General features: G+C 36.8%; 21 protein-coding genes. 5 read left to right on the plus strand and 16 right to left on the minus strand.

The genetic code is table 11. The features are described 5' to 3' along the window. Positions 1-22: 22 nt before the first annotated feature. The 7 genes from MM236_RS01535 to MM236_RS01565 all read right to left on the minus strand — a co-directional run bounded on the left by MM236_RS01535 (position 23) and on the right by MM236_RS01565 (position 13,125). Entirely contained in the window at positions 23-1,933 is a 1,911-nt protein-coding gene (locus MM236_RS01535; RefSeq protein ID WP_241273164.1) for a RagB/SusD family nutrient uptake outer membrane protein, read from the minus strand. Positions 1,934-1,947: 14 nt separating this feature from the next. Beyond that, on the minus strand, positions 1,948-5,283 hold the full coding sequence (locus tag MM236_RS01540) for a SusC/RagA family TonB-linked outer membrane protein (protein WP_241273165.1): 3,336 nt from the start codon (positions 5,281-5,283) through the stop codon (positions 1,948-1,950). A gap of 1,210 nt (positions 5,284-6,493) precedes the next feature. Next, the gene (locus MM236_RS01545) at positions 6,494-8,446 is read right to left on the minus strand and encodes a sialate O-acetylesterase (protein ID WP_241273166.1); all 1,953 of its coding nucleotides are present in this window, start codon (positions 8,444-8,446) and stop codon (positions 6,494-6,496) included. A gap of 375 nt (positions 8,447-8,821) precedes the next feature. Further along, positions 8,822-9,898, minus strand: a complete 1,077-nt coding sequence (locus tag MM236_RS01550) for a hypothetical protein (protein WP_241273167.1) — start codon at positions 9,896-9,898, stop codon at positions 8,822-8,824. Continuing rightward, positions 9,895-10,860 carry a hypothetical protein gene (locus tag MM236_RS01555; RefSeq protein WP_241273168.1) on the minus strand — a complete coding sequence of 322 codons (966 nt, stop codon included), beginning with the start codon at positions 10,858-10,860 and terminating at the stop codon, positions 9,895-9,897. Before MM236_RS01555 ends, MM236_RS01550 begins: the two co-directional genes overlap by 4 nt. Before the next feature lie 12 nt (positions 10,861-10,872). Further along, the gene (locus tag MM236_RS01560; RefSeq protein ID WP_241273169.1) at positions 10,873-11,349 is read right to left on the minus strand and encodes an SLATT domain-containing protein; all 477 of its coding nucleotides are present in this window, start codon (positions 11,347-11,349) and stop codon (positions 10,873-10,875) included. A gap of 252 nt (positions 11,350-11,601) precedes the next feature. Next, positions 11,602-13,125, minus strand: coding sequence for a DUF4394 domain-containing protein (locus MM236_RS01565; protein WP_241273170.1), 1,524 nt, complete (start codon positions 13,123-13,125; stop codon positions 11,602-11,604). A gap of 460 nt (positions 13,126-13,585) precedes the next feature. Between MM236_RS01565 and mnmA the strand changes: the two genes are divergently transcribed. The 3 genes from mnmA to MM236_RS01580 all read left to right on the plus strand — a co-directional run bounded on the left by mnmA (position 13,586) and on the right by MM236_RS01580 (position 15,901). Then, positions 13,586-14,797: a tRNA 2-thiouridine(34) synthase MnmA gene (gene mnmA, locus MM236_RS01570; protein ID WP_241273171.1), complete on the plus strand. Its 1,212-nt coding sequence runs from the start codon at positions 13,586-13,588 to the stop codon at positions 14,795-14,797. 3 nt (positions 14,798-14,800) lie between these two features. Then, complete coding sequence (locus MM236_RS01575) at positions 14,801-15,502, plus strand: pseudouridine synthase (RefSeq protein WP_241273172.1); 702 nt, start codon at positions 14,801-14,803, stop codon at positions 15,500-15,502. Between the two features lie 165 nt (positions 15,503-15,667). Beyond that, positions 15,668-15,901, plus strand: a complete 234-nt coding sequence (locus tag MM236_RS01580) for a hypothetical protein (protein ID WP_241273173.1) — start codon at positions 15,668-15,670, stop codon at positions 15,899-15,901. A gap of 357 nt (positions 15,902-16,258) precedes the next feature. On the opposite strand, the gene MM236_RS01585 is transcribed toward MM236_RS01580, so the two are convergent. From MM236_RS01585 to MM236_RS01600, 4 genes are read right to left on the minus strand one after another with little or no spacing between them, the layout of a single operon-like run. Continuing rightward, the gene (locus MM236_RS01585) at positions 16,259-17,077 is read right to left on the minus strand and encodes a tetratricopeptide repeat protein (protein ID WP_241273174.1); all 819 of its coding nucleotides are present in this window, start codon (positions 17,075-17,077) and stop codon (positions 16,259-16,261) included. Continuing rightward, on the minus strand, positions 17,074-17,610 hold the full coding sequence (locus tag MM236_RS01590; RefSeq protein WP_241273175.1) for a hypothetical protein: 537 nt from the start codon (positions 17,608-17,610) through the stop codon (positions 17,074-17,076). Before MM236_RS01590 ends, MM236_RS01585 begins: the two co-directional genes overlap by 4 nt. Positions 17,611-17,616: 6 nt before the next feature. Continuing rightward, positions 17,617-17,958 carry a type II toxin-antitoxin system PemK/MazF family toxin gene (locus MM236_RS01595; protein ID WP_241273176.1) on the minus strand — a complete coding sequence of 114 codons (342 nt, stop codon included), beginning with the start codon at positions 17,956-17,958 and terminating at the stop codon, positions 17,617-17,619. Further along, entirely contained in the window at positions 17,955-18,242 is a 288-nt protein-coding gene (locus MM236_RS01600) for an AbrB/MazE/SpoVT family DNA-binding domain-containing protein (RefSeq protein ID WP_241273177.1), read from the minus strand. The genes MM236_RS01595 and MM236_RS01600 overlap by 4 nt, the downstream gene beginning before the upstream one ends. Before the next feature lie 138 nt (positions 18,243-18,380). Here MM236_RS01600 and MM236_RS01605 point away from each other — a divergent pair, with 138 nt between their 5' ends. Next, the gene (locus MM236_RS01605; RefSeq protein WP_241273178.1) at positions 18,381-18,554 is read left to right on the plus strand and encodes a hypothetical protein; all 174 of its coding nucleotides are present in this window, start codon (positions 18,381-18,383) and stop codon (positions 18,552-18,554) included. Positions 18,555-18,557: 3 nt separating this feature from the next. Here MM236_RS01605 and MM236_RS01610 read toward each other — a convergent pair whose 3' ends face one another. The 5 genes from MM236_RS01610 to MM236_RS01630 all read right to left on the minus strand — a co-directional run bounded on the left by MM236_RS01610 (position 18,558) and on the right by MM236_RS01630 (position 22,213). Further along, positions 18,558-18,935, minus strand: a complete 378-nt coding sequence (locus MM236_RS01610; RefSeq protein ID WP_241273179.1) for a PIN domain-containing protein — start codon at positions 18,933-18,935, stop codon at positions 18,558-18,560. Next, positions 18,932-19,138, minus strand: coding sequence for a type II toxin-antitoxin system VapB family antitoxin (locus MM236_RS01615; protein WP_241273180.1), 207 nt, complete (start codon positions 19,136-19,138; stop codon positions 18,932-18,934). Before MM236_RS01615 ends, MM236_RS01610 begins: the two co-directional genes overlap by 4 nt. A 240-nt stretch (positions 19,139-19,378) precedes the next feature. Next, positions 19,379-20,533, minus strand: a complete 1,155-nt coding sequence (locus MM236_RS01620; protein WP_241273181.1) for a DUF4221 family protein — start codon at positions 20,531-20,533, stop codon at positions 19,379-19,381. Between the two features lie 296 nt (positions 20,534-20,829). After that, entirely contained in the window at positions 20,830-21,702 is an 873-nt protein-coding gene (locus MM236_RS01625; protein WP_241273182.1) for a LysR family transcriptional regulator, read from the minus strand. Between the two features lie 118 nt (positions 21,703-21,820). Beyond that, positions 21,821-22,213, minus strand: a complete 393-nt coding sequence (locus MM236_RS01630; RefSeq protein WP_241273183.1) for a GxxExxY protein — start codon at positions 22,211-22,213, stop codon at positions 21,821-21,823. Between the two features lie 335 nt (positions 22,214-22,548). Here MM236_RS01630 and hutH point away from each other — a divergent pair, with 335 nt between their 5' ends. Further along, entirely contained in the window at positions 22,549-24,120 is a 1,572-nt protein-coding gene (gene hutH, locus MM236_RS01635; protein WP_241273184.1) for a histidine ammonia-lyase, read from the plus strand. Positions 24,121-24,132: the final 12 nt, after the last annotated feature.

Consider the following 24,132-nt stretch of genomic DNA (forward strand, 5'->3'; position numbering starts at 1 on the left):
TTTTGGTTTATCAAAAGAAAAATCACCAACCTGGATTTTGTGAAAACTCAGGATATAGTGTCACATCAGATACTTTTAAAGGCAACCAATAATGTCTATCGTTTAGAGGTCTTTCCAAAATAACCACCTCACGTAGGTTTACAACCCTGCTCAATGTAGGATCACCAGTTAGATCACTATCAGGGGCCCTATTGAATTCCAATGATGTTTTGATATTGTATGGTCTTTCTGTAAGAAGTAACCATCTCCTCAGATCATTGAACCGATGTCTTTCGAATGCTAACTCAACGGCCCGTTCTCTCCTCAATTCTTCCAAAAACACAGGTACTGAGGATTGGAACTTCTCCAATACTCCAGGCATACCAGCTCTTTCTCTGATTACATTTACTGCTTCAAGAGCACTTTTGCTAAAGTTGGAAGAACTACCAGTGACAGAATTGCTCCCCATCAATACCGCTTCCGCATACATCAAGTAGATGTCAGCCAATCTCATGTAAGGCACATTTAGGTGAAGAGTAGCACCAAATGCAAAAGCATTATCATATGTATTTGCGGTCAATGGCACAAATTTCCTGTTCAAATAACCTGTAGGGCTCGCAGAGACCTCACCTCTGTAGCTTCCATTTGTAAACAAGTTGGCACGTCTATTACCTTCTTGGTTAGGAGGCATGGAACCTTGTACTACTTGCATCCCATCGAAGACTATGCTGCTATAAAATCTAGGATCTCTGTCCTTGAATGGAAAAGATGGATCATAAGATGACTCTGCATCTGCTCTTGAAATATCATCTGGAAGTGGGTTTCCATTAGCCATTCCAAAGTTTTTGTTGACATAATTTGCTGTTGGGACAGTTTTAGTAGGATCACCATCGACTATGATACTTGGGAAAAATTGCTTTGTGATGTTAAAGTTAGATGCATCCCCCATCCAATACAAAGATCTAAATATAGCTTCTGTTCCACCAGAAAGTGCCCAGTTTTGACCTGTGGTATAAAAATTGCCATGCCATCTATCAAAAGGCATCAAAGCATATTGAGTAGAACCCCCCTCTACTAAAGACAATAACTCTCCAAATGCTTCAGCAGATCTCCGGCAGAAATCTGCATTATATGTTCTATTCCCAGTTGACTCGAAGTTCATTAGAGGGCTTCCTGCCCATAATAAGTTTTTGCCCAAATAAGCCAAGGCCATAATCTTATTGACTCTAAGTTCATTTCTTCCTAAAGTTCTTCTACCCGCTACCGTATTATCCCAATTGATTGGAAGCAAATCTGCAGCTCTTCTAAAATCTTGTGCCGCTTTTTCCGCACTTTCGTGATAAGAAAGCCTTGCTTCTCTCAATACCTCGTCCCCAGGTAGTACACGATCAATATATGGTAATCCTCCAACATACTGGATCAACATAAAATGAAACCAACCTCTGAAGAAAAGTAACTGTCCCTCAATAAGCTGTCTTTCTTCTTCAGTAGCATCAGTCATCCTACTAAGATTTTCCAATCCAAGGTTTGCTTTTCTTATACCATACCATGCTAAAGGCCATAATCCTTTCTGATGTGGATTATTTCCTGTGTGAGTCTGATTTTTGTCAAGCCAACTTGACTGACCACCATGACCACTGTGCTCTGCTTGCCATCCCCAAAAATTCCCTCTGTCAAACATGAATGAAACATGGAAATTCCCTGCTGCACATACAATTTCATCTTCACCCCAATTCCAAGTTGTAGTCCAATAATTCGTTGTGAAATTTGGAATACATTGATATAGTTCTTCCGTGAACCCTTGAAAATTCTCAAAATTGACAAAGGCAATTTCTTCGGAGATCACTGACTCTGGCGTTCTATCCAAATAATCTTCGCATGATGTACCTATCATCAAAGTACCGAACACGAGCACTATTTTTAATTTACTGATATAATTTCTTATGATTTTCATTTTTAAACTCTTAATTAGAATGTCATATTCAACCCTAAATTTATTCTTCTCATCATTGGATAAGCTCCATCACCAGAAGACCCAGTCCCAAAGTTTGATTCTCTATCATCAGGCATTTTACTCCATACAAGTAAATTATTACCGTTTAGGAACACCCTAAGACCACCAACACCAAGTTTTTTGACTTGCTCTGGTCTAAAACTATAGGCAACTTCTGCATTCTTTAATCTCAAATACGAACCATCATACAAGTACCTTGTACCATAATAATATGATACAGGTGTGAGCCAAACTGGCAATGGTGTATCAGCATTTGGATTATCTATTGACCAATAAGTTCCTTCATCATAAACTAAGTTTCTCTGGCCTGCTAGGTTGGTAAAGGGTACATCTCTAGACACATTGTTCACTCCAAAAAATTGCATAAAGAAACTAAAGCCTTTATACTCTATTCCAACATTTGTATTGAAGGTATTTTGAGGAACTCCAGAGTAACCTACTGGCGCAGAATCGAAGGCATCAATTACCCCATCTCCATTAAAATCTATTATTTGATATCCTCCAGGTATTTTGCCACCATTATTGGTGTTGTGGGGTGTACTCCCGTACAACTCATCCCAATTGTTATAATAACCCTGGTCTATGTGTGATCGGTACTGTCCCAACTGATAGCCTGCCTGCTTCTGATAGTCTATCAAAAACTCAGGATCATCTCTGTTAATTACCACATCTACAGCACGAGTAATTGCAAAATCGGCCCAAAGTCTCACTCCATTACTTAAGATCTTATTGAGACCTAACTCAATTTCATATCCAGTGGTAGTAACCCTACCTAAATTTGCTGCAGGGGCATTTGCTCCATAATAACTTGGGATCGAACGATCATTTGACATCAAAATATCCACCCTATCATCCTTGAATATGTCAATACTTCCATCAATCAAACCATCAAGGATACTAAACTCTGTTTTGAAATTGTATTTATAGACGGTTTCCCACCTTACATTTGGGTTTCCAATTACATCTTCTCGATACCAGGTATATGGACTAAAATCCCCTTGCCAACCAACTGTGGATAATCTTGAACTATTTCCATACACCCATTGATTCATATAAAGAAACCTACTACCGATGTTATCATCTCCAACCTGACCATAGGAAGCTGTTACTTTCAAGAAATCTAAGGCAGATATGTCGCGTAGAAACCCTTCCTCTGAAAGCACCCATCCAATACCCCCTGAAGAGAAAAATGCAAATCTGTAATCAACACCAAACTTCTCGGAGCCATTATAAGCCCCATTATATTCTACCAAATATTTTCTTTTGTAATCGTATGTAGCCCTAAACACCCAATCTTCACGATAACTTGGAATCATGTTTCCAATAGCATCTTGCTGCCTACTGAATAGTCCCATCAATGAGTAATTATGGTTATTTCCAATACTACCGGCATAGTTTAGCTGCATTTGATAAAATAGTCTCCTTTGCGCACCTTCCACATTTCCACCTTGGGTAGTCCATGCTATTGGTTGAAAAAAGTCAAAATTACTATTATCAAAGTTGTTCTTGTAATTTACCCTTCCGGTCACAGGATCTATCCACATCTCTTCAGTACCATTGAACAAATCATTTACACCACGCTGTACTTCTCTAAATGTATTGTCAACTGCCATGGTACCTCGAAACCTCAACCCTTTCAGGATCATCCCTAAATCCTGTTCCAACACCAAATTGGTGGAAAGACTTGCCGTTGTAATATTTTCAACTCCTCCAATAGCCAATTGCCTACCTGAATTTATTGTCCCAAATTCATCAAGTGGAAAATATCCCCAAAGACCATTGGAATATCTTGGCATAAATGCATCAGGTGGATTTCGGTAAGCAGCTCTCCAAAAACCAGCATCGTTTCCTCCTTGCCAAGGGGTCTTTCTCACACCATAGATTCCACTAAGATCTACTTTAAGATTTGTAGTTGATGTAAGTTGAAAGTCAAGATTGTTTCTAAAGTTCAACCTGTTGTAGTTGTAACCTGGCTGATAACCACGCTCATTTTCTACTTGCCTAAATAGATCTCCTTCGTTTTGGAAATCAATACTCCCAAAATATTTGGTTACTTTTGTACCACCAGTAATCGAAACGTTTGCGTTGTATGCCATGGCATAATCTTTAAAAAGATACTCTTGCCAATCTATATTTGGATAGCGCTCTGATTCTTCAAGGTTTGCAGGATTCCTGTATTTTTCTCGAATCTCTTGAGGAATAATTTGAGACCAAGCTTGTGGACTCGTAGATAACTCCCTTTCAATGGCAAGATTTCTCACACCTATAGCATCATAAGCATCCATTTTACCTGGAAGTTTCGAGGGTGATTTCACCGTGGCATTTACTCTTGCACTGATTTCGGCCCTACCTTCTTTTCCTCTTTTTGTAGTTACGATGATTACACCGTTGGCGCCTCGTGATCCAAATACAGCAGTAGCTGATGCATCTTTCAATACAGAAATAGACTCCACTGACCCGACGTCCATTTGATTAAAAAATTCAGGTCTTTCAACTCCATCTACTAGAATAAGTGGGGAATTACCATTCCAACTGTTTTGACCCCTAATAAAAATCTGAGGATTTTCATCTCCTGGCATACCAGAACCTGCTGAGGTAATCAACCCTGGAAGATTACCAGTCATGGCAGCACCCAAATTCGATACTCCGCCTGTTCTCTGCAAAACTTCGCTATTCGTCTGTGATACAGCACCTATCAAAGTCTCTTTCCTTTGTTCGCCATATCCAATTATTACAACTTCGTCAAGTGTATTTTCATCTTCACTCAAGCTTACGCTGTAGTTGGATCTACTTGCACTTACAGCAATCTCAGAAGACTTATATCCAATAAAACTGAAAACCAAAACTTCTCCTGGCTCTGCGTTGAGGGAAAATTTCCCATCCAAATCTGTAGCAACTCCTCGAGTAGTTCCTTTGATCAATACTGTAACACCGGGTATTGGTAAACCATCTTTTGCATCAGTTACAACTCCTGTGACTTGTTCAAAAGGAACATCCGTTTTTGAGTCCAATTTTCTTTCTGTAGAATTTCTTTCTGTCACATTTATATTATACTGGAAGTTATTTCCGGCTGCTAATTCCTGTATTACATTTTCAGAGTTTTTATCTATTGTTGAATTGAAGAGGCCTAATGTATCCGATTCAATGTTTACATTCTTAGTCTTTATTAAATCCTGTCCTCGATCACTAAAAGTAGCCGAGGAAATCGCTTTCAATTGATTCGAAAATTCTCCAGTCCTATTTTCCTGCGCATATCCCTGAAGCGTGATTGCAAAGAGCAATTGCATCATTAGGATATACTTAACGTTCCTTATCTCGAAAAAGAATCGCCTTAGTAAATTTATTTCCATATATCTTTTTTTATTTCTTATTAAGGTTTGAAAGGTTTTTGATTTGCCATCCTGCCATTTGGATTTGGAGGTAACAAAAGCAGAATACTTTATCCTGCAAAATCCTCCGCTAGCTTGTATTTAATTGAAACTGGTTCATTTTATCTATTTTGGGTTATGGTTTGCTATTGAATATTTTTCGAAATTGTTATTTGCCAATCGAAGACTTTCAGATTCATGCACTGATTAGCTTTCTTCTTTAGCCATATGAATTGTTGGATATATTTTGATTCTATTCAATAAAATCAAACATACATTTGGCTTAGAGAGCTACAGCTTTCAAATCTTCTGTGAAAATATCGGTAAAGGAGTAAATAAATTGCCCTCAAAAAGCACCTTTAAAAGATGTTGAGACCTTATTTCAAATAGGTCTGGCAAACAAAAGAATTGTCTATTTAACTGTATCATTTTATTTTGGGTTTTTGGTAATTTTGAATTAATCAAATATATAAAGTATCTAGAATAAAAAGAATTTCCCTATGAAGTTTTAACTATTTGATTTTCAATGAATTAAAATTGTTATTGCGTTTATCAAAACCTCAAAAAATCACTAAAAATGGCTTTTGTAGCCATTAGAGCGGGTTTTTATTAAAAAATCCATTTTTTAGCCATTTCGCTTAAATGAACTACTTGATTATCAGTATTTTACAATAAAAAAATCCTGTATTTTTTTTCACATAATTTGTTAGGACATATTCTTTCCGATTTATAATTTGTGAGGATTGTAGGCTGAAAGTATATTACCTAACACACCAACACTTAACACAGAATAATATACTGTTTACAAGAATAATCATCTAGCAAAAAGATTTTGTTTGTATGAATAATCGTTATTTAAGCGACACAAGTCCATCTGTGGTGAAGTTCCTAGCGTTTTTTGGTCGGTTATTAAAATTGAATCAATTTACGAACATATTCATTTGTATGGCTACTAGCAATTAAGCTGATATTCACTAAACTAAAACACAATAGATGATTGCTTCAGCTTTGACAAAAATTCAAGTAAGGAAAAATCAAATAAATCTGAGTTGAAATTTAATGCTATTGAAGCCTGCTGATTAGGAAAGGGTGAACAAGAAAAATATTCTAATCAACTACAAAAAAAATACAATCAATTGATTTTCAATTCGAAAGGAGATGCAGGTAAATCAATTGAATTTAGGAGATTAGCTTTATCAGGATTATTTGCCCAGGCATACCTGAGTGTAGCAGGTTTTTTGGATTGATCAAATTCAATGACTACCATATCATTTTCTATCAAAGCATCTACCCAATAAAATTCACCATCCTCTCCCGCCAATGCGAATCCTTCCAATTTTTGCGAATTTTTGGTTTTGAGTCCAGATCCAACTTCTGTAAAACTTATATAAAGTTTATCTTCCTTTTCTATCACTTGTTCTACTAAGGGGCCTGAAAAAGGGCCCTGCTTCGATCCATACACCAATTTATATGCCTGAAGCGCAAGTCTATCTCCTACTGTTTTCTTATCCAAAGGATGAATATCATTGGCTTCTCCAACATCTATGGTGATGGCCATACCTGTATTTGGGATTGACAAGGTTTTTCTTTGTACTTCTCTCATTTCTGCCCAATCACTTTCTTGCGGCTGTTCTGCCACCTCCATAAAGTTTGGCAATTGAACAAAAATGAATGGAAGATCTGGATTTTCCCATTCTTTCCTCCAACCTTTGATCAAAGATGTCAACTGCTTTTCGTAATCTTTTGCTTGCCCAGCATTTGACTCCCCTTGATACCATAGAATCCCTTTGAAATTAACTTTATGTAAAGGAGCTATCATTGCGTTGTACAATCCCATCGGTTTGAATCTTATGGAAGTTTGGCTTGGTGCTCTTTCCATTTTGGCACCTACTTGATAGTGCCAATCTTTACTCAAATCAAAGTTTTCATTTCCTATCTGAAGCTGATATGGTTTTTCTTGGATAAATCCACCTCTACCATTCTCGCTGACTATTCTGATTACCAAAATGTTCTTCCCTTTTTTCAACACTCCTTTTGGCACATTATACCTTCTTGGAGGATATCTATATCCAGTACTTCCTACAAGTTGGCCATTGATGTATGCTTGATCACTGTCCACCAAAGTCCCAAGTAAAAGCTTAATCTCCGAAGCATCAGAAGGGTCAAAATCAATATTTATTACTTTTCGAAACCAAAAAACACCATTTACTGGCCTATTGCCTTCCAAAGGCCAAAAATCTACATCTTGCATTTCTTGCCAATCATTCGGCTCAAAATCATTTGAAAACCATGGTAGATTCTTATCTGAAAGACCTAAATCTTTAGATTTCAACTCATTTCTCCAGAAATCTATTTTTTCTTTGTCAGTTCTTTCTATTTCCTCAATCACCCCGGGAGTTTGAAAATGAAGTGCTTCTTGATAGTCTTTAGGAAATTCCTTTAAATCTTCTTCTCTAAGCCATGATTGAATCGGTGAACCTCCTACACTGGCATTGACCATACCTATGGGAACATCATATTTTTGGTTGAGATTCTTTGCAAAAAAATAGGCTACTGCTGCAAATGACCTTATATTATCTTCATTCAATTCAAGCCATTTCCCTCCTTTCAAATCATCTTTTACTTCTGTGAAAGTATAATCATCAGGCGCATCAAAGTATCTTATATTGGAATTTCCAAAACTCAAAAATTCTTCTGGAAACATAGGCTCTACACGCTCCATGGTAGTTTCCATATTAGACTGACCCGAGCAAAGCCATATGTCGCCGATTAAGATATTCTTGATCTCAATTTGACTATTCCCCGAAGAGATTCCCATCAGGTGTGGCCCACCTGCTTTCATTGGTGGCAATAAAATCGACCAATTCCCGTCAGCATCTGATTTACCACTTATTTTTTGACCATTAAACACGATTTGGATTTCTTCATTTGGATCTGCCCAACCCCATACTTTCAGCTCTGAATCTCTTTGCAAAACCATCCCCTCACTGATCAAAAAAGGCAGTCTTATTTCTCCAAATGATAAGTTCACTTGGCTTAACATCAAAAGCAGAAGCAATTTTAAGAAATGGAAAAAACGTATCATTTTGGGTTATTCGGTTGAAAACATAACGCTGATCACGACAAAAGATCATAATTATTTAACATTACTTCAAACCTGATAAAAAAATTTCATTTATGCAATCGATATCATAATATTTTGACTAATTAATCTTAAAATTTATAAAAAAGAATCAAACCTTAAAAACATCACTTATTCTTGATTAAGATGGTAAACCAAAAAGAAATTTCTATATAAAATCTCAAAAGTCTTATTTTGGGCTCTACATAAGTAACATTTAGAATCTTATCATAAATTAAATAATGCTAAAACTATTATATATTTTTGAAATCGATTTCATTTTATAAATATTTAGGCAGATTACTCATTTCATTAGTAATCTAACCGATTCGATTTTTTTTATGCATCATGCCATAGGCCATCGGGGATCTTGTCATCTAAACAGGAAACCTCTAGTGCTTTGTTATACATTTCTGTTAGACTAATTGTAGGTTCTACTTTCAGAATTTTGGCAATTTGATGTTTTAAAGTTTTGTGCCTCAAGGCAAAAGATATGTAATGTTTTAATATACTCCTTACCACATCCTGAAACCTATCAAATTCCCCTTTTGCTTCCTCTTCGAGGTCAGAGCGGCTTCCATGAGCAATTGAGTTTCTTAGTTTACGTAAAGAATCAACCCATTTTGATTCGTTCTCTGCTTCAGGGTAATCACAAAGAACAAGTACTTTTTGGATTCTTTCTCTGAAAAACAATTCCATTTTTGTTTCCCGCAAATAGTATTTCCCTTTACTAAATTGTAAGCTCATTCCACCTAACATTGCATCCATAGAGATGAAAAGGAAGGCTATTTTTTGCTCCCAAGAAACATTTCCGGGAAGTGCATAAGAAAGTTCAAAATTCTCAATTGCAATTTCCACTGATTGATTACCTCCACTTTTCCTGTATTGTGAAATAAGATTGAAAATACTCTGAAGTGGTCCATTTCCATTTACAGAATATGCTAGATCATTCGGATGAAGCTTATAAAACTCGGGGAAACTATTATCAAAGCCTGCAATGAAAATCTGACGGTAAGGTCCAGAAAATCTCTCAATGAAACTACTGCTATCCATATAGGAATATTCTACAAGGTAAGGATCGAATATCCAACCCTTTTTGAAAAGCCTAAGCGCTAAAAGTGCGTCTCGAATTTGATTGTAAATTTCATCTTCGTACAAACCAATGCCATCATAGAGCGTCTGACCTTCTGAAAGTCTGTAAGTCGTTGTTAAGCAAAATTGAGGTTCAACTTCCCATAATGAAACATTTTGATAGGCAGCATACTCCTTCATCACATCGCTTTTAAGAATATTTTGCCATTCCTCTTGGTAAGGTTTCCCACCCAGCACTATGCCACCTACTAAACCGATCTCTTCACTTTCAAATCCAAGCCCCCACAAAGGGAAATAACTAGTAAAAGTTCTATTTTCCATCATGAATTATATTTTAGGAGATTTTTAAATTCATCATAGATGCTTTCTTCTTCCCAAGCTTTTAGCAATAGATTGGGAAAATCTTCGATCTTATATCCATTATGGATTAGCTTAATCAGAACTCCAATTGTATTGCAATACAAATTCCTGATCACATGAAAGGCTTGTTCGACATTTTCCGTGTAATTGACACTCGAAGCTTCGCCATGGATCATTTTGCTTCGAACCCTATAAACTTCACTGAAATAGCGAGTCGATTGTTTGGATTGTGAGAAGTTTTGTGACTGGACTACTGAAGCTGCCATTCCAAATGCCTCAGTAATTGTCAAGCCATACTTTTTTCTTACAAACAAGGGAACGAGTATTGATTCCAATCCTGCCATGCAATAAACAAACCCATTGAAATAGCTGAGTCTATCTTTTTTCAGGCAAAATTCAGGGTTGGAAGTGAATTGCAATGTTCTCAACCCCTGCATAATGCTGTGGTTTTCTTTAAAACCTTTAGATGATAGAAGTAAATCAAAAGCCACACTAATGTTATGCAGAACTTCTTCACTAAAATTGAATTTCCATGATCCTCCAAATACTATCCATTCCCTCTCAAAACTGCCTATCAATTTTTTATACCCATCAAAAATACCATGTTCAAATTCTATATAAGTACAAGACATCTGTGGATTTGGTAGTAAAGCACCTCCTGAGCCTAACAAAAAAGCCCAATATAAATGATTATTGATATTTTGAATTTGGGCTGTAGCAGCTTCAAGATCATCAAATTCTTCTATGGAAGAAGAGAAAAAAACAGGTTGAGATTTTTCGTAAGACTTTTTCTGGGTGGGAAAGGTACAATCCATCTTTTGCCAATATTCGAAATCAAGTAGCTGCAACTTCCCTACAGAAAAATGGAATGGGAAAGAAAGGTCTGTTTTTACTCCAGGTATGTGGGTGAACCAATTAATGCGCATATTCAATAAGATTTAGGTGTTTTGACCTGATTGACTTATTCTATCTGATGCTTTTCTGTAAATTTTGGAAGGTATTGCCGGAGAGCTTTTTTCCAATTCACTCCATTTGGTATTTATTTCCTGAAATTTCATGTTGTCATTGAGAATAGTTTCATTCATCACCATGGTTTCCAACTCCCTTCTCAAAGACCCAAATTGTGCTACAGCATTGTTATGCCTTTCTGCAAGTTCACCATATTTGAGAAATGCCGCAGCTGCTGACAACAGGGTGGCAAGTACACTGACAGCTCCAGCTATGATAATTATATTGCGACTTTCTGACTGAGCAAAGGATGAAAAAATTGCCGTGGCAACCATGGCAGAAATAAGGGTTGACAATAACCCTATTATTCGATCAATTCGGTGATAGTAAGAAAATGAAATACTATGAGCAATATGGCGAATTCTCAAACCTTTTGTCCATTGGGCGATTACCTTGTCTTTATCCATATGATCCTTATAATCAGTGTCTTTTAGCAAAATGAAGTTAATCCATTTTGAAATAAAATCAAAGACTATATTTCTCGAAGAAATAAAATCCCACCAAAAAAATTAATTTCTGTCAGTAAAGAGTTGTTGATAAATTTTGTCTTAATAAAATTCGCAATTTGAGAAGTAGAAAAAAAGCTGATATCGCCAGTAAAAAGAAAAAGCCGACTCTTAAAAAGAATCGGCTTAATTTAATTTATATTTATTTTATTCTTAGAACCCTAACCCTACTGCCATTGCTGTTGCATTGACATTAAAGTCTGAAACTTTTGTAGCAGCACCAGAAGTCAGGTTAATAGAGTAAACACTCGTAGTAGATCCTACTTCCAATAGCGCATAGGCTGTGTTGGAATCTCCACCTATATCGAATCCATTGTCCGAAGTAAAATCAATCCCTAAACTTCCTATTGCTACCAAACCACCATCATTTGGCGGATCTTGTCTGTAAAGCATATTCGTTTCACTATCCAAAACAAATAGGACTGTTGTAGTTGCATTTGCAATGTTGTTGGTATAAGCAGCTCCATTCACCATTGGAGAACCTGGATTCAAATTACCATCTACTGCTACTACAGTTCCCAAATCTGGATGTAATCTCAAGTTTTGTCCTGTGTTACTTACCAATCGAATTCTATCAACCGTAGGATTGAAATCAAATCCAAAGCTTGTTCCCATCAACAAAGGAGTCAATGCAGTACCTACAGCGGCCAATTGACCGTTAGCAGTATTCACAGTCATGATTCTGCTAGCACTAGTGATTGCATATAACTGACCATTGGCTGGTCTAAAATCCAATCCAACAACTGTTTCTCCTGTCATCAATCCATCAAAAGCAACAGGATTCATCTCTGGACTAGTAGGATCAAATCTGTAAAGCATGTTGTCTTCAGAAGCTGCATACGCTACAGGATTTGTCTTGAAAGCCAATCCTATCACTGGCAAATTGAATGAACCTACCCAATCCGCTCTCCCGTTAGTCAAATTGATAGTATACAACTTTGATTCATCTTCATGTCTAGTCACTGCTAGAGCTACTGAATTGTCAGCTATGATATCAAAATTACCAATACCCATAAAATCAACTCCCAAATCACCAATTTCTTCTAAACCACCATCATTTGGAGGATTCTGTAGATATAATTTGTTTTGGGAAAAATCTATATCAAACAATTGTGTTGAACTTGCTCCAGCCATACTGTTGGTGTAAGCGACTGCACCGATCATTGGGTTCATACCTCCATTGATACTACCATCTGTAGCTACTACGGTACCAAGTTCAGGATGAAGTCTCAAATTTTGTCCTGAAGCAGTCACCAATCTGATCCTATCCACGGTAGGGTTAAAATCGATTGAAGCATTTTCTCCCATAATGGCAGGTGAAAAAGAAGATTCTCCCAATACTGTAGCATCTCCTGTATTTTCATTGATCACATACAGTCTACTGGAAGATCCCAAAGCATAAAGCTGGCCTGTCGCAGGTCTAAAATCAATGCTAATGATATTATCCCCACTTTCCAGTCCTGAGATGCTCATCACTTCCATTGGTGAATTCAATTCTCTAGCATCATACTTTGCAATTCTGTTATCAGAAATCAAAGCTGTGAATTCTACTTCAGGAGCCATTCCAGGCCCATCCATATCCGGCATTCTTTCATCGTCGTTACAGCCAAAAATCACTGCACCCATTGTCAAAATTGAGAAAACTCTTAGTCCTCTTGTAAAATTAATTTTTCGCATAATAGTTTTTGTTTGTTGGTTTGTGGAAGGACTTACGAACCTACTTCCATGATTGGATTACCCATGTTGAAAAAAAATATTCAACCAATCATTCAATGGTTGTAAATTATCACATCCAAATCCTCCATCCTTGCATTATTCTACGATTGCTTGATAAGTAATTATTTTTCAATTCTGTTTAGTTTGCAGGCAAGAATCCTCAGGTTTAAACCTTTAAAATGGTCTTCCTTGCTTATTAATATCTATAAATAGTAAGAATAAAAAACCTGAGAGCTCTTTTAAATGCAACACTTATTGTTGGATAAAAAAAGTGGAAATGATTAGCACATCATGTTTTGTTGATTTGACACAGCTCAATAACCATTTTTAAAATTTAACTTTGTGAACTTAATAAACAGCTTAAACTGTTTTGTAGTATTGAAATCCTCATGGACCTTGAATCCATGAAAATTGAAAACAAATGAATACAAGAAAAAGAGTGGTCGTCGGTCTTTCCGGCGGAGTGGATAGTTCTGTAGCGGCATATTTATTGAAAGAACAAGGGTATGAAGTCATCGGGATGTTTATGAAAAACTGGCATGACGAATCCGTCACCATTTCCAATGAATGTCCGTGGATGGAAGATAGCACAGATGCCATGCTAGTGGCAGAAAAACTTGGAATCCCCTTCCAAGCAATAGATCTAAGCGAAGAATACCGGGAAAGAATCGTAGATTATATGTTTGCCGAATACAAAGCTGGAAGAACACCTAATCCAGATATCCTTTGTAATAGGGAAATCAAATTTGATATCTTTTTGAAAGCAGCACAAAAGCTCAAAGCGGATTTTGTCGCTACAGGGCATTATTGCCAAAAAGGAGAAATAGCAGTAAATGGGCAGCCAGTCTATCAGTTGCTCGCAGGTGCCGACCCAAACAAAGACCAAAGCTATTTCCTTTGCCAACTTAGTCAAGAACAATTGGCAAAAGCCCTTTTCCCGATCGGCCATCTTCAAAAGCCTGATGTAAGGAAAATCGCCAAAGAACAAGATCTGATTACGGCAGACAAAAAAGATAGTCAAGGGCTGTGTTTCATAGGAAAAGTTAGGCTTCCTGATTTTCTCCAGCAACAACTCAAGCCTAAAAAAGGTGATATCTTGGTAGTACCCGAAGAGTTATCAATCTATGACAAAAAGAAAATTCCAGCTGGAATTCAAGTAGAAGATTTAGATTTGGAAACATTGAATGGTATCTGTCTTCCCGAGAATTACACTGCTGATCAAGGAACAAAGCTTGGAGAGCATCATGGTGCACATTATTTTACGGTAGGACAAAGGAAAGGACTTCAAGTTGGAGGAACTGGCAAGCCGCTTTTTGTCATTGCTACAGATACCAAGGAAAATATAATCTACACAGGATTGGGTGAAACACATCCTGGCTTGCTTCGAAATGGTTTGTTTGTCGAATCGAAGGAAATCCATTGGATCCGAGAAGACTTGAAGTTGAAAGTAGGAGAATCTGCAAAATACTTGGCTAGGATCCGATACAGGCAACCATTGAGTCCAGCGACATTGCTGATGAAAGAAAATGGACTGTATGTGATATTTGATGTTCCACAAAAAGGTGTCGCTTCAGGTCAATTTGTAGCTTGGTATCAAGGTGAGGAAAGTATAGGTTCAGGCACAATATCTTAAGTAATGCTGCTAGAAATCCTTTTTGAAGACGATCATTACATCGCCATCAATAAGCCAACAGGCCTATTGGTCCACAAGACAAAACTGGCAAAAGACGAAATCCCTGTGTTTGCCATGCAACTACTCAGGGATCAAATCGGACAGTGGGTCTATCCATTACATAGAATCGATAGACCTACTTCCGGAGTCTTACTGTTTTCCAAGTCACCAGAGGCTGCAGCTTTGTTGCAACCCCTTTTCCCCACTTCTGAAATCGAAAAACACTATTTGACTGTGGTGAGAGGGATTCCAGCGGAAGAAAACTGGATCATCGAGCATCCACTAAAAAAAGACCTCGATGGAGAATTGCAAGAATGCAAGACAGAATTCTGGAAGTTGGCAGAAACAGAGATCCCCTACTCCTCCACCCCACGCTATCCAACTAGCCGCTACTCACTATTGCAAGCCTATCCCCATACAGGAAGAATGCATCAGATCAGAAGACATCTGGCACATGCCCGGCACTATATCATTGGAGACAGTACACATGGAGAGACTCGACAAAACAGGTTTTTCAGGGAAAAACTTGACTCTCACAAACTCCTACTCCATGCTTGGAAACTTAATTTCAAACATCCAATCAATCAGGAATTGATTGAAATCAAAGCACCACTTCCCGATTATTTTGTAGCTATTCTAGGGAAATTGGGGATTGAGTTCAGTTGAAAAAAGACTGGAAAATTCATTGTTTCATCTTTCAGTTTAGTATCCTTTTAATACAGTAAATCAAGAATTATCATTTTTGTCAAGTTTTAGGTTATTCTACGACAATTTTGGAGATTTTTTATTGAACTTAAATATCTGATAATTTTTCCTAAATTTATGTATTCAATGAAAAGTCAAGAAATGGAAAAAGATGTGATCCTAAGAGTTAATTTCGACTCATTAAAAAAATCCATAATAGCTCTTTCTTCTTCAGAAAAGAAAGAATTACTCATGTTGCTTGAAGAAAATCTTTTCGAGTCCGAATTAAATGAACCTATGGGCGAATATTTGCTTTCTGAAAGTTCGTTGAAAAAAGACTGGGATAAAAAAGAAGAAGATGAAGCATGGAAGGATTTATAAAAGGTGATATCGTAGTAATTCCATTTCCTTTCAGCGACCTTTCCAATACAAAACGACGCCCGGCGTTAGTTCTGGCAAGTATAAATCAAAATGACTAACTACCAAATCAAATAAACAACTAAAAGCTAAAAACCGATGAATTATGCCTCGACTGAAGCTGACTATAGAAGAAGAAGAGTAAAATCATACAAAATCATCACTTTGTGGACTTGGTGAAACCTTAGTGCTCTTAGTGGTAAAAAACTAAACCACAAACACTATGAATACACAAAGGACACAAAAATATTAAACTAAAGTCATCACCTAAAGCGAGTGGGTTAACCCCTGAGTGAAACATTAAACCATGTTTAACAAACCCTATTTCTCACCAAGTTCCCTCTCAATCGTGCTCAAATAAATCTTATCCATGGGTTCTTGATAGGGATCATGTATTTTCAGGTTGTTTTGATACAGCTCTTTAGCGGCTTTTAGATTTTGAAGACAATTCTCCTTTTGTCGAAGTGCTTTGTAAGCCAATGCTTTATAAAACCTATTTTCGGCTAAATCATTAAACTTTTCCTGCTTTTTGAAAAGTTCTATTGCATTATTGTAATTCCCTTTCTCCAAATACAAAACTCCCAGATGAATGTAATCAAAGATTCCAATATCATAACTATCGTCCTTAAATCTCTCGAGAATCACTTCTATGGCTTCCTCAGACCGTCCAGTAGCTTTGTAACATAGTGCCAAGACAATATCTAGATGATACTGTCCATTCGGTGTATATCCCATTTCGTTGTTGGTTACTTTTTTCAATAGCAACAAGTCCTCAATCGCTCCTTTGTAATCTCGGAAAAATTGAAATCTACAACCAGCACGATAGGGCAAATAGGACAAAGTATCATATTCTACCGCTTTGTCCATCAATTTTTTCCAATTGATAAAATCTCCGGACTTGAGGTAGGAAACAGATTTTGCACGATAGGGATATCCCCATGTCGGGTCAATTTTTATTGCATTGTCGAAAGCCTGCTGAAATTCTTTCGTAAATTGATAATGCCCAGCAGCTTTTTCGGTTGCAAGACATGCCTCATATCTCTTCATGTCTCCGTTATGCTTAAACCAATAGCAGTTTTGCTGACTCATTGCTCCAGAAAACATGCAAATAAAAAGGGAAAATGTAAGGAGTTGTTTCATGGAAGAATCTGTTCTATTGCCCCATTACTAATTTTGAACACCAAATACTGATAGTAATCTAAAGGATGCTCTTTATTTTCAAAACCTTGCCAACCTTCAAGAGATTTAGTCAATGCCATGAGTTGGCTTGAAATTTTTTTATTGAAAGGTCTTTCCTTATAATCTTCATCTGATTCGATCATTCTAAACCGTCCTGTTTCCCCTTTACAATTGACAATAAACCGAATCCTTATCCAACCAGATTCATTGATATCCACCGGTTTGTACTTCTCCTTAAAATAATCATCAATTGCCTCTTTCTCACCCACAAAAGTCTCTAGGGAACTAAAACTGAAATATTGAAAAACCGCGCTATCATTATAACAAAGTTTAAATTCAGGATCATCTAATTTTGGATCAAATTCAATATCTCCGACCATTCTTAGATATTCTTGCTGTTTTTCTTTTTCAACATTGCAAGAGAAAAGGATGCTGATACAGAAAAGTAGAATTAGGTTTGTTTTCATGCTGTATATCAATTCAATACTTTTCATTTTATTTTAAAAAATCAACTCCAATACTTTAGCAAGACATAATTTCACTTCAGCCATTTCTTCTTCGTTTAAGACTCCAATTTTCTTGACAAACCTCTTATCAGAAATACTTTTTACTTGAAAGCAATCTGCAAAAGAAGTTTTAGATAAGCCATTCTTTTGACTAGGGGAAAGTTTGGTCATCCAGGCTTGTTGCTGTTTCAGACCATCTGTCAGAGGGACTACCACTTTCAAAGGTAAAATTCCCAACGCATTTGAATTGACAATGATGGCGGGTCTGATCTTTTTGATCTCTTGTCCGACCTGAGGCTCAAAGTCCACCAACCATACTTGACCGCTTTTCATCATTCTAAAATTTCAGTGTCTATGTTTCCCCAATTTTTAGCTTCCTCCTCATAAAAAGCATTGACTTCTGATTGGGCAGCTTGCCTTTCCATTTCTATGTAAATGGCCGTTTTGTTTTTTCTGGCTTCTTCCATCTTGGCCTGAAACATGGATTTCTTTGCAGGCTTGATGATGATTCCATCACCATGATCCTCTATAATCACCTCAGAGAGATCATATTTATCAATCAAGGATTTAGGTAAAATAATCCCACTACTATTTCCAATTTTTCTGATTTTGGTTTCCATGCTTAAAGTTAACAATATGTTATAACAAGTTATAATAATCTGTGTAAATTTTTCATTTCAACCATCTTATTATCAGATAAAACTCTTACCCTTTTTCAAATTTAACATTTAAAACATGTTAAATAAAACAACATATTTTTGAAGGAAATCCGAACACTTGAAACCATGCAAAACCCAAATATAAAGACCAAGATATTTGAAGGGATTGGACACTTTTTCAAAGAAGACCCTGTAAAAATCATGAAGGCATACGATATAAACGATGAACCAAAAAAAATCATCACAAACTGGGTAAAGGATTTGGTACTTTGATCGTTAAAAAAGCAAATCATATCCTGATACTTTTCTCAACTTTTTATCTAAAGTCCAAACTTGGAGATCATTTTTTTTAGCTGCTTTCAAGATCACTGCATCTATCAATCCCACGCCATCATTGATGTAATTATATTTTTGTGACATCAATCCCGACTCAATAATCAAGTAAGGTTCATCCAGAGTAGGAACTAGCGAAGCATAAGCCAAAATCGTATCAATTTCTCTATTTCCTTTTGCCCCTTGAAGTAATTCAGCAAAAATCAGTTCCAGCCCAAAGACTCTGTCTTTTTCCAAAAGTTCTTGACAAGTGTCAAAGAATTTTGGATTACCTTTCAAAAATTCAATCCAGATTGAAGTATCAAATACAACTCCTTTCATTTTCGGTTTAAATCACGTAATTCCTGAGAAGAATATTTGAATTCCAAAGGCTCATTAAAAACCATAGTCCCAAGCTCTTTTAGTTTTTGAGATCTAATATAAGTTATCAAAGCTATTTTCAAAGTATCTGTGACCGTACCTGACTTAGAAAGCTCCATAGCTTCAGCTATCAAATCATCAGGAATTATTGCTGTAACTTTCATAATATTAATTTTTTTACAAAAATACGATGTTTCATCGTATAAGGAAATAAAGAGACAAATTAATGAAGGTGAAATCTTGACCGAAGAAGAAGCAAATTCAGAAATCGACTCATTGTTAAACGGGTAATTTGGTCAAAAAAAGCCCAAGCCAAAAGGCTTGATAATATTGGAATACTGGAAAAACAGAACAAAGTCTATCCTAGTTTTTAATAAAACTACTCTTTCATCCCTAGAAAGCTTCTAAAAACTGGCAAAACTAAACACTTCAAATCCCATCAAATCTTCCTGATTATCTGAATTATCAGGGTTATTAGTCGAAAGATAAAGTCCTTTCTGCCCAACAAAAGCATTCATAGGAAGATATTTCCCTCCTTCAAAATAAGTCTCTCCCAAAATATTCAAATCTCCGTCAAAAACCATTACCACAAATGGCCCTGGATTACTCCTCAACGCCCTTACCTCTTCCTCTGATTCCACTTCCAAATCCGGAAAAGCAAATCGATAAAAAACATCCTTGAATGGATCATAAATCAAGTTATCGTATCGAGAAGAAGCAAAACTGTACTTCTGTGATTCAATAGGAACTCCTTCTTTCGGCAACAAAGGTAATCTTTCATTCAAAAATTCACTTCTTCCATCTACAGCTTTCAAAGGAGAATCAAAATCATCCGCCCAATACAAATTATGATCCCCGAAAAAGGAGTAAACGATCTTACTTATGCCTTGAGCTCTGCTATTTTCAAATCTCCTAAGCCCATTTTCCAAATATCCCTTTGGGTATCGATGGGGTAATAAATCAACCTCCAATGATCCCATATCCAACCTAAAACCTAAACTTGAAGAGGATAAAAGTTCATCTGTCATTTCAAGGTAATTACTCACTACTGCCGGCCTAGTCTTAAAAAATATCTCCTTGCCTCGGATAATTGGTGGTGTCACAAAGCTTATATTGTGGACAAATGCATTTGTATGATTTTTTGGAACTTCATATCTGAATCTTTCTTTGACACTCCCTGCTGTGTCAACAAGGACAAAGGACTCCCCATGTTGTGTAAAGAGAAAAATACTGTCAAGCGTATGAATATGAAACCCCATCAATCCACCGATTCCTTGATCTCCTTCTTTTTCAAAAACCATAGTTTTTACCAAATTCCCATGCGGTAACTCATACATTTGAAGAGAATTTGTATTCCAATTGATATTAAAAACCCACTCCTGATCTCCATCAGCAAAGTACTGCAAACCCATGCTGAAATTTGGGGTAGTTTCATCGATCTTTAATTCAATATGATCTATTGATTCTAATTGGTAGTTTTTGTTTTCTTCAACATTTTGCTGACCACAGGCACAAAAAAACAATAAAGAAATCAATCTTAAAGAATTCACATTTTTCATTTTCAAAACATTAGTTCATTTCAAACCTAAGATATTAATTTAAAAAATCAAACTAATAAGGACATTGAAACCATAATTCAAAAATAAACTGCTGAAATATTTCAATCCTATTTCCATTTTAACTAGCGAACTTGTCTACTTTGGATAGAGCATATTTCGAATAATATCTATCAATATCGCTAAGTTAAAATTAATCTTCTTGGTTTGTGTCCTCATAGACCAAATCCAATAAATTGAACAGCCCACAAGATAATTCTCGCTTAGAAATTGAAAATAGAGATTTCCCTGATTCTATATCACAACAACCCCAAAACCTTAGATAAGGCGGGATTTCTATTTCCCTTTTTCCAAACTGCAAAAAGCTCTGTTTTTTGTTTGATATTTTTCAGCTCAATGAAATTCACTTTCAGATCATAACCTTCTTTGAGCGATGTCGGAACAATCGCCACTCCCAAACCTGCCTCCACCAATTTGAAAATGGTCAAAGCATGGACAGACTTGTGCGTAATTCGAGGAGAAAAACCTTGATCTTCACAAATAGACATAATCTTATCAAAATAAATCGATGAATAATCATGGGAAAAGAGAATGAAATCCTCTTCTTTAAGTTGCCCAACATTTTTGAATCCACCATTTGACAAAGGATGCCCCATTGGCAATACAACAGAAAAAGTATCATTATGCACCACTTGCATTTGCAATGGGTTCGGAACCCTTGCCAGCCGGACAAATCCAAGGTCCAACCTATCTTTTTCCAGCATTTCCACTTGCATGGCATTGCTGAGTTCTTCCAAACTTGATTGGATGCCTGGGAATTCGCGTGAAATCTTCACCAAAAAATCAGGTAATACCGTATGTGCAGCAGAACCCAGAAAGCCTATTCTCAATTCACCAACATTGCCTTTGGCAATTTCTTTCAGTTGGGTTTTGGTTAATTCCAAATGATTGAAAATATAGTCCACTTCCGATCTCAAAAAATGGCCTGCTGCTGTCAATTCCACTTTTCTTTTGGTCCTTTCAAAAAGCTGCACGCCTAAGATTTCCTCCATCTGCTTGATCTGTCGACTAAGACCTGGCTGAGAGATAAATAACCGCTCCGCTGCCCTACCGAAATTCAGTTCTTCAGCTACAGCACGGAAATATTCAAGATGTCGGAGTTCTATATTCAAGGCTTTAATATTTTAGCCACAAAGTCGCCAAGGCACTAAGAAAGTTTATTATCTACTACTCTTTTAATGTATAAACTTCGTGACTTTTCGGCTTCGTGAGAGACTACTTTATTCACATTTAATTCCGATAACGTCTAATCCCCTTCTTTATCAAAGGGACATTAAAATTTATCAAATATCCCAATTTTAAACGAGTCAACCTCAAATGGCTAATAATTTGCGCCTCCCAAACTGGATTTACTTGCTCAACAGCTTTAATTTCAATTATTATCTTATCTTCTATCAACAAATCCAACCTCAATCCTTCATCAAATTTAATTCCATCATAAACTATTGGAATGGTTATTTGCCTTTTTACATCCAAACCTAACTTTCTCAATTCATGAGCTAGACAAACTTCATAAACTTTTTCCAAAAGACCAGGTCCCAAATTTTTATGTACCTTAAAAGAAGAATTCACGATCAACTTACCAATTCTCTCTTCATCAAAACTTAAATCTCCAAAACTCATCTGTATAAATTTAAATTAGTAAAACTACAATTTAAGAATCAAGTTTGATAGACTCAAATCATGTTTTGAAATTAAACGTTTAAATCAATTAATTACTACAGGTTATTTATTTATACTAAAATTGGTATTTATAATTATGAATAAGAAGAGCTAATTTTGAGTTGAAATGCAACGAAGGTATAATAATATAAAAATTAGAATTATGATGTAGTCTTCATGGCAAAACAAAACCTTAAACAACTATGATGTTTTGGTTAAAATAATACAATTGGATTACAAACTACCTAATAAAAACCTTTGTGCCTTCGCGCCTTTGTGGCAAAAATCTTAAAAATATGAAAAACACTTTCCAATACGGCCAACAACACCTCACTGCATCCATTGCACTTAGCATTGCCAAAGGTGAAATTCAGGGAGTCCTATCTGATGAAACCAGGGAGAAAATTAGAACTAGTGCTTCTGCGGTAGAAAAAATAGTTGCCAATGGTAAGCCTGTCTATGGGATCAATACTGGTTTCGGACCGCTTTGCACGACCATGATTTCCCCTGACCAAACCCGTAAACTTCAAGAAAATATCCTAAAAAGCCATGCCGTCGGTGTTGGTGAGCCAATACCAATAGATATATCAAAAGTGATGTTGATCCTCAAAATCCATGCATTGGCAAAAGGTTTCTCTGGAATTCAGGAAGACACATTGGACAGAATGCTCTGGCACATAGAACATGATGCCATCCCGGTAGTTCCCAAACAAGGCTCAGTTGGTGCATCGGGTGATTTGGCTCCTTTATCACATTTATTTCTGCCTTTGATTGGATTGGGAAGAGTGCATTATAAAGGTGAAATCATTCCAACTTCAAAATTATTTAAGGAATATCAACTTGAGCCTATACACTTGGGACCAAAAGAGGGATTGGCATTGATCAATGGAACGCAATTTATCGCTGCTTTTGGGGTCAAAGTCTTGGAAAGGTTTTACAATATTCTTGCCCACGCAGATATCACGGGGGCCATGATGCTAGAAGGACTTCTGGGATCTGTCAAACCTTTTTCTGCCGAACTCCATCAACTCCGTCCTTATGCAGGAAATCAACATGTAGCACAAACCATCCTCAATCTGCTTCATGATTCAGAGATTGTGCATTCGCATGCAATGTGTGCACGAGTGCAAGACCCATATTCTCTAAGATGTATGCCGCAAGTCCATGGTGCTTCCCGAAATGCATGGCTACACCTTAAAAACATGTTGGAAACAGAAATCAACTCGGTGACCGACAACCCTGTCGTCTTCAATGAAAACCATACAATAAGTGGAGGAAATTTCCATGGACAGCCCATAGCAATGCCCTTGGATTATGCTTGCTTGGCGGCTTCGGAGATTGGAAATATTTCGGATCGAAGGATTTATCTTTCATTGGAAGGCGATACTCCTGGTGTACCCAAGCTATTGTTGAAAGAAACGGGATTGAATTCAGGTTTTATGATCCCCCAATACACCACAGCAGCTTTGGCAAGTGAAAACAAGGGCCTTTGCTTTCCTTCTTCGGCTGATAGCATTCCTACCTCACTTGGCCAGGAAGACCATGTAAGTATGGGGTCTATTGGAGCAAGAAAAGCTTTGCAAGTGATAGAAAATGTGGAAAAGATTCTCGGTGTAGAACTCTTTTGTGCAGCTCAAGCGGTTGATTTCCATGCCCCATTGAAGTCTGGCAAGATCATGACAGCCCTTTATGAGCATGTGCGGACAAAAATCAACCATGTCACCGAAGATCAGATCATGTACGAAGACATGGAGACCGCTATCTCCATCATTCAAAGTGGTGAATTGCTTAACTTAGCCAGAGAAGTCGCTGACAAAGAAGGATTACAGCTTGAGACAGATTGGTCGAAGGAGTTTGATAGGTTTTAAAAAACCTTTGAG

It is taken from the genome of Belliella calami (assembly GCF_022549695.1).
GTDB lineage: Bacteria > Bacteroidota > Bacteroidia > Cytophagales > Cyclobacteriaceae > Belliella > Belliella calami.

What these genes read in the sequence shown, in the direction of transcription:
- mnmA (WP_241273171.1), top strand. Translation starts at nt 13,586, where the DNA reads ATGAATACAAGAAAAAGAGTGGTCGTCGGTCTTTCCGGCGGAGTGGAT.
- MM236_RS01535 (WP_241273164.1), bottom strand. Translation starts at nt 1,933, where the DNA reads ATGAAAATCATAAGAAATTATATCAGTAAATTAAAAATAGTGCTCGTG.
- MM236_RS01595 (WP_241273176.1), bottom strand. Translation starts at nt 17,958, where the DNA reads ATGATGAAAAGCGGTCAAGTATGGTTGGTGGACTTTGAGCCTCAGGTC.
- MM236_RS01615 (WP_241273180.1), bottom strand. Translation starts at nt 19,138, where the DNA reads ATGAAAGTTACAGCAATAATTCCTGATGATTTGATAGCTGAAGCTATG.
- MM236_RS01560 (WP_241273169.1), bottom strand. Translation starts at nt 11,349, where the DNA reads ATGGATAAAGACAAGGTAATCGCCCAATGGACAAAAGGTTTGAGAATT.
- MM236_RS01555 (WP_241273168.1), bottom strand. Translation starts at nt 10,860, where the DNA reads ATGCGCATTAATTGGTTCACCCACATACCTGGAGTAAAAACAGACCTT.
- MM236_RS01580 (WP_241273173.1), top strand. Translation starts at nt 15,668, where the DNA reads ATGAAAAGTCAAGAAATGGAAAAAGATGTGATCCTAAGAGTTAATTTC.
- MM236_RS01620 (WP_241273181.1), bottom strand. Translation starts at nt 20,533, where the DNA reads ATGAAAAATGTGAATTCTTTAAGATTGATTTCTTTATTGTTTTTTTGT.
- MM236_RS01590 (WP_241273175.1), bottom strand. Translation starts at nt 17,610, where the DNA reads ATGAAAAGTATTGAATTGATATACAGCATGAAAACAAACCTAATTCTA.
- MM236_RS01600 (WP_241273177.1), bottom strand. Translation starts at nt 18,242, where the DNA reads ATGGAAACCAAAATCAGAAAAATTGGAAATAGTAGTGGGATTATTTTA.
- MM236_RS01585 (WP_241273174.1), bottom strand. Translation starts at nt 17,077, where the DNA reads ATGAAACAACTCCTTACATTTTCCCTTTTTATTTGCATGTTTTCTGGA.
- MM236_RS01545 (WP_241273166.1), bottom strand. Translation starts at nt 8,446, where the DNA reads ATGATACGTTTTTTCCATTTCTTAAAATTGCTTCTGCTTTTGATGTTA.
- MM236_RS01550 (WP_241273167.1), bottom strand. Translation starts at nt 9,898, where the DNA reads ATGATGGAAAATAGAACTTTTACTAGTTATTTCCCTTTGTGGGGGCTT.
- MM236_RS01610 (WP_241273179.1), bottom strand. Translation starts at nt 18,935, where the DNA reads ATGAAAGGAGTTGTATTTGATACTTCAATCTGGATTGAATTTTTGAAA.
- MM236_RS01575 (WP_241273172.1), top strand. Translation starts at nt 14,801, where the DNA reads ATGCTGCTAGAAATCCTTTTTGAAGACGATCATTACATCGCCATCAAT.
- MM236_RS01565 (WP_241273170.1), bottom strand. Translation starts at nt 13,125, where the DNA reads ATGCGAAAAATTAATTTTACAAGAGGACTAAGAGTTTTCTCAATTTTG.
- MM236_RS01540 (WP_241273165.1), bottom strand. Translation starts at nt 5,283, where the DNA reads ATGATGCAATTGCTCTTTGCAATCACGCTTCAGGGATATGCGCAGGAA.
- hutH (WP_241273184.1), top strand. Translation starts at nt 22,549, where the DNA reads ATGAAAAACACTTTCCAATACGGCCAACAACACCTCACTGCATCCATT.
- MM236_RS01630 (WP_241273183.1), bottom strand. Translation starts at nt 22,213, where the DNA reads ATGAGTTTTGGAGATTTAAGTTTTGATGAAGAGAGAATTGGTAAGTTG.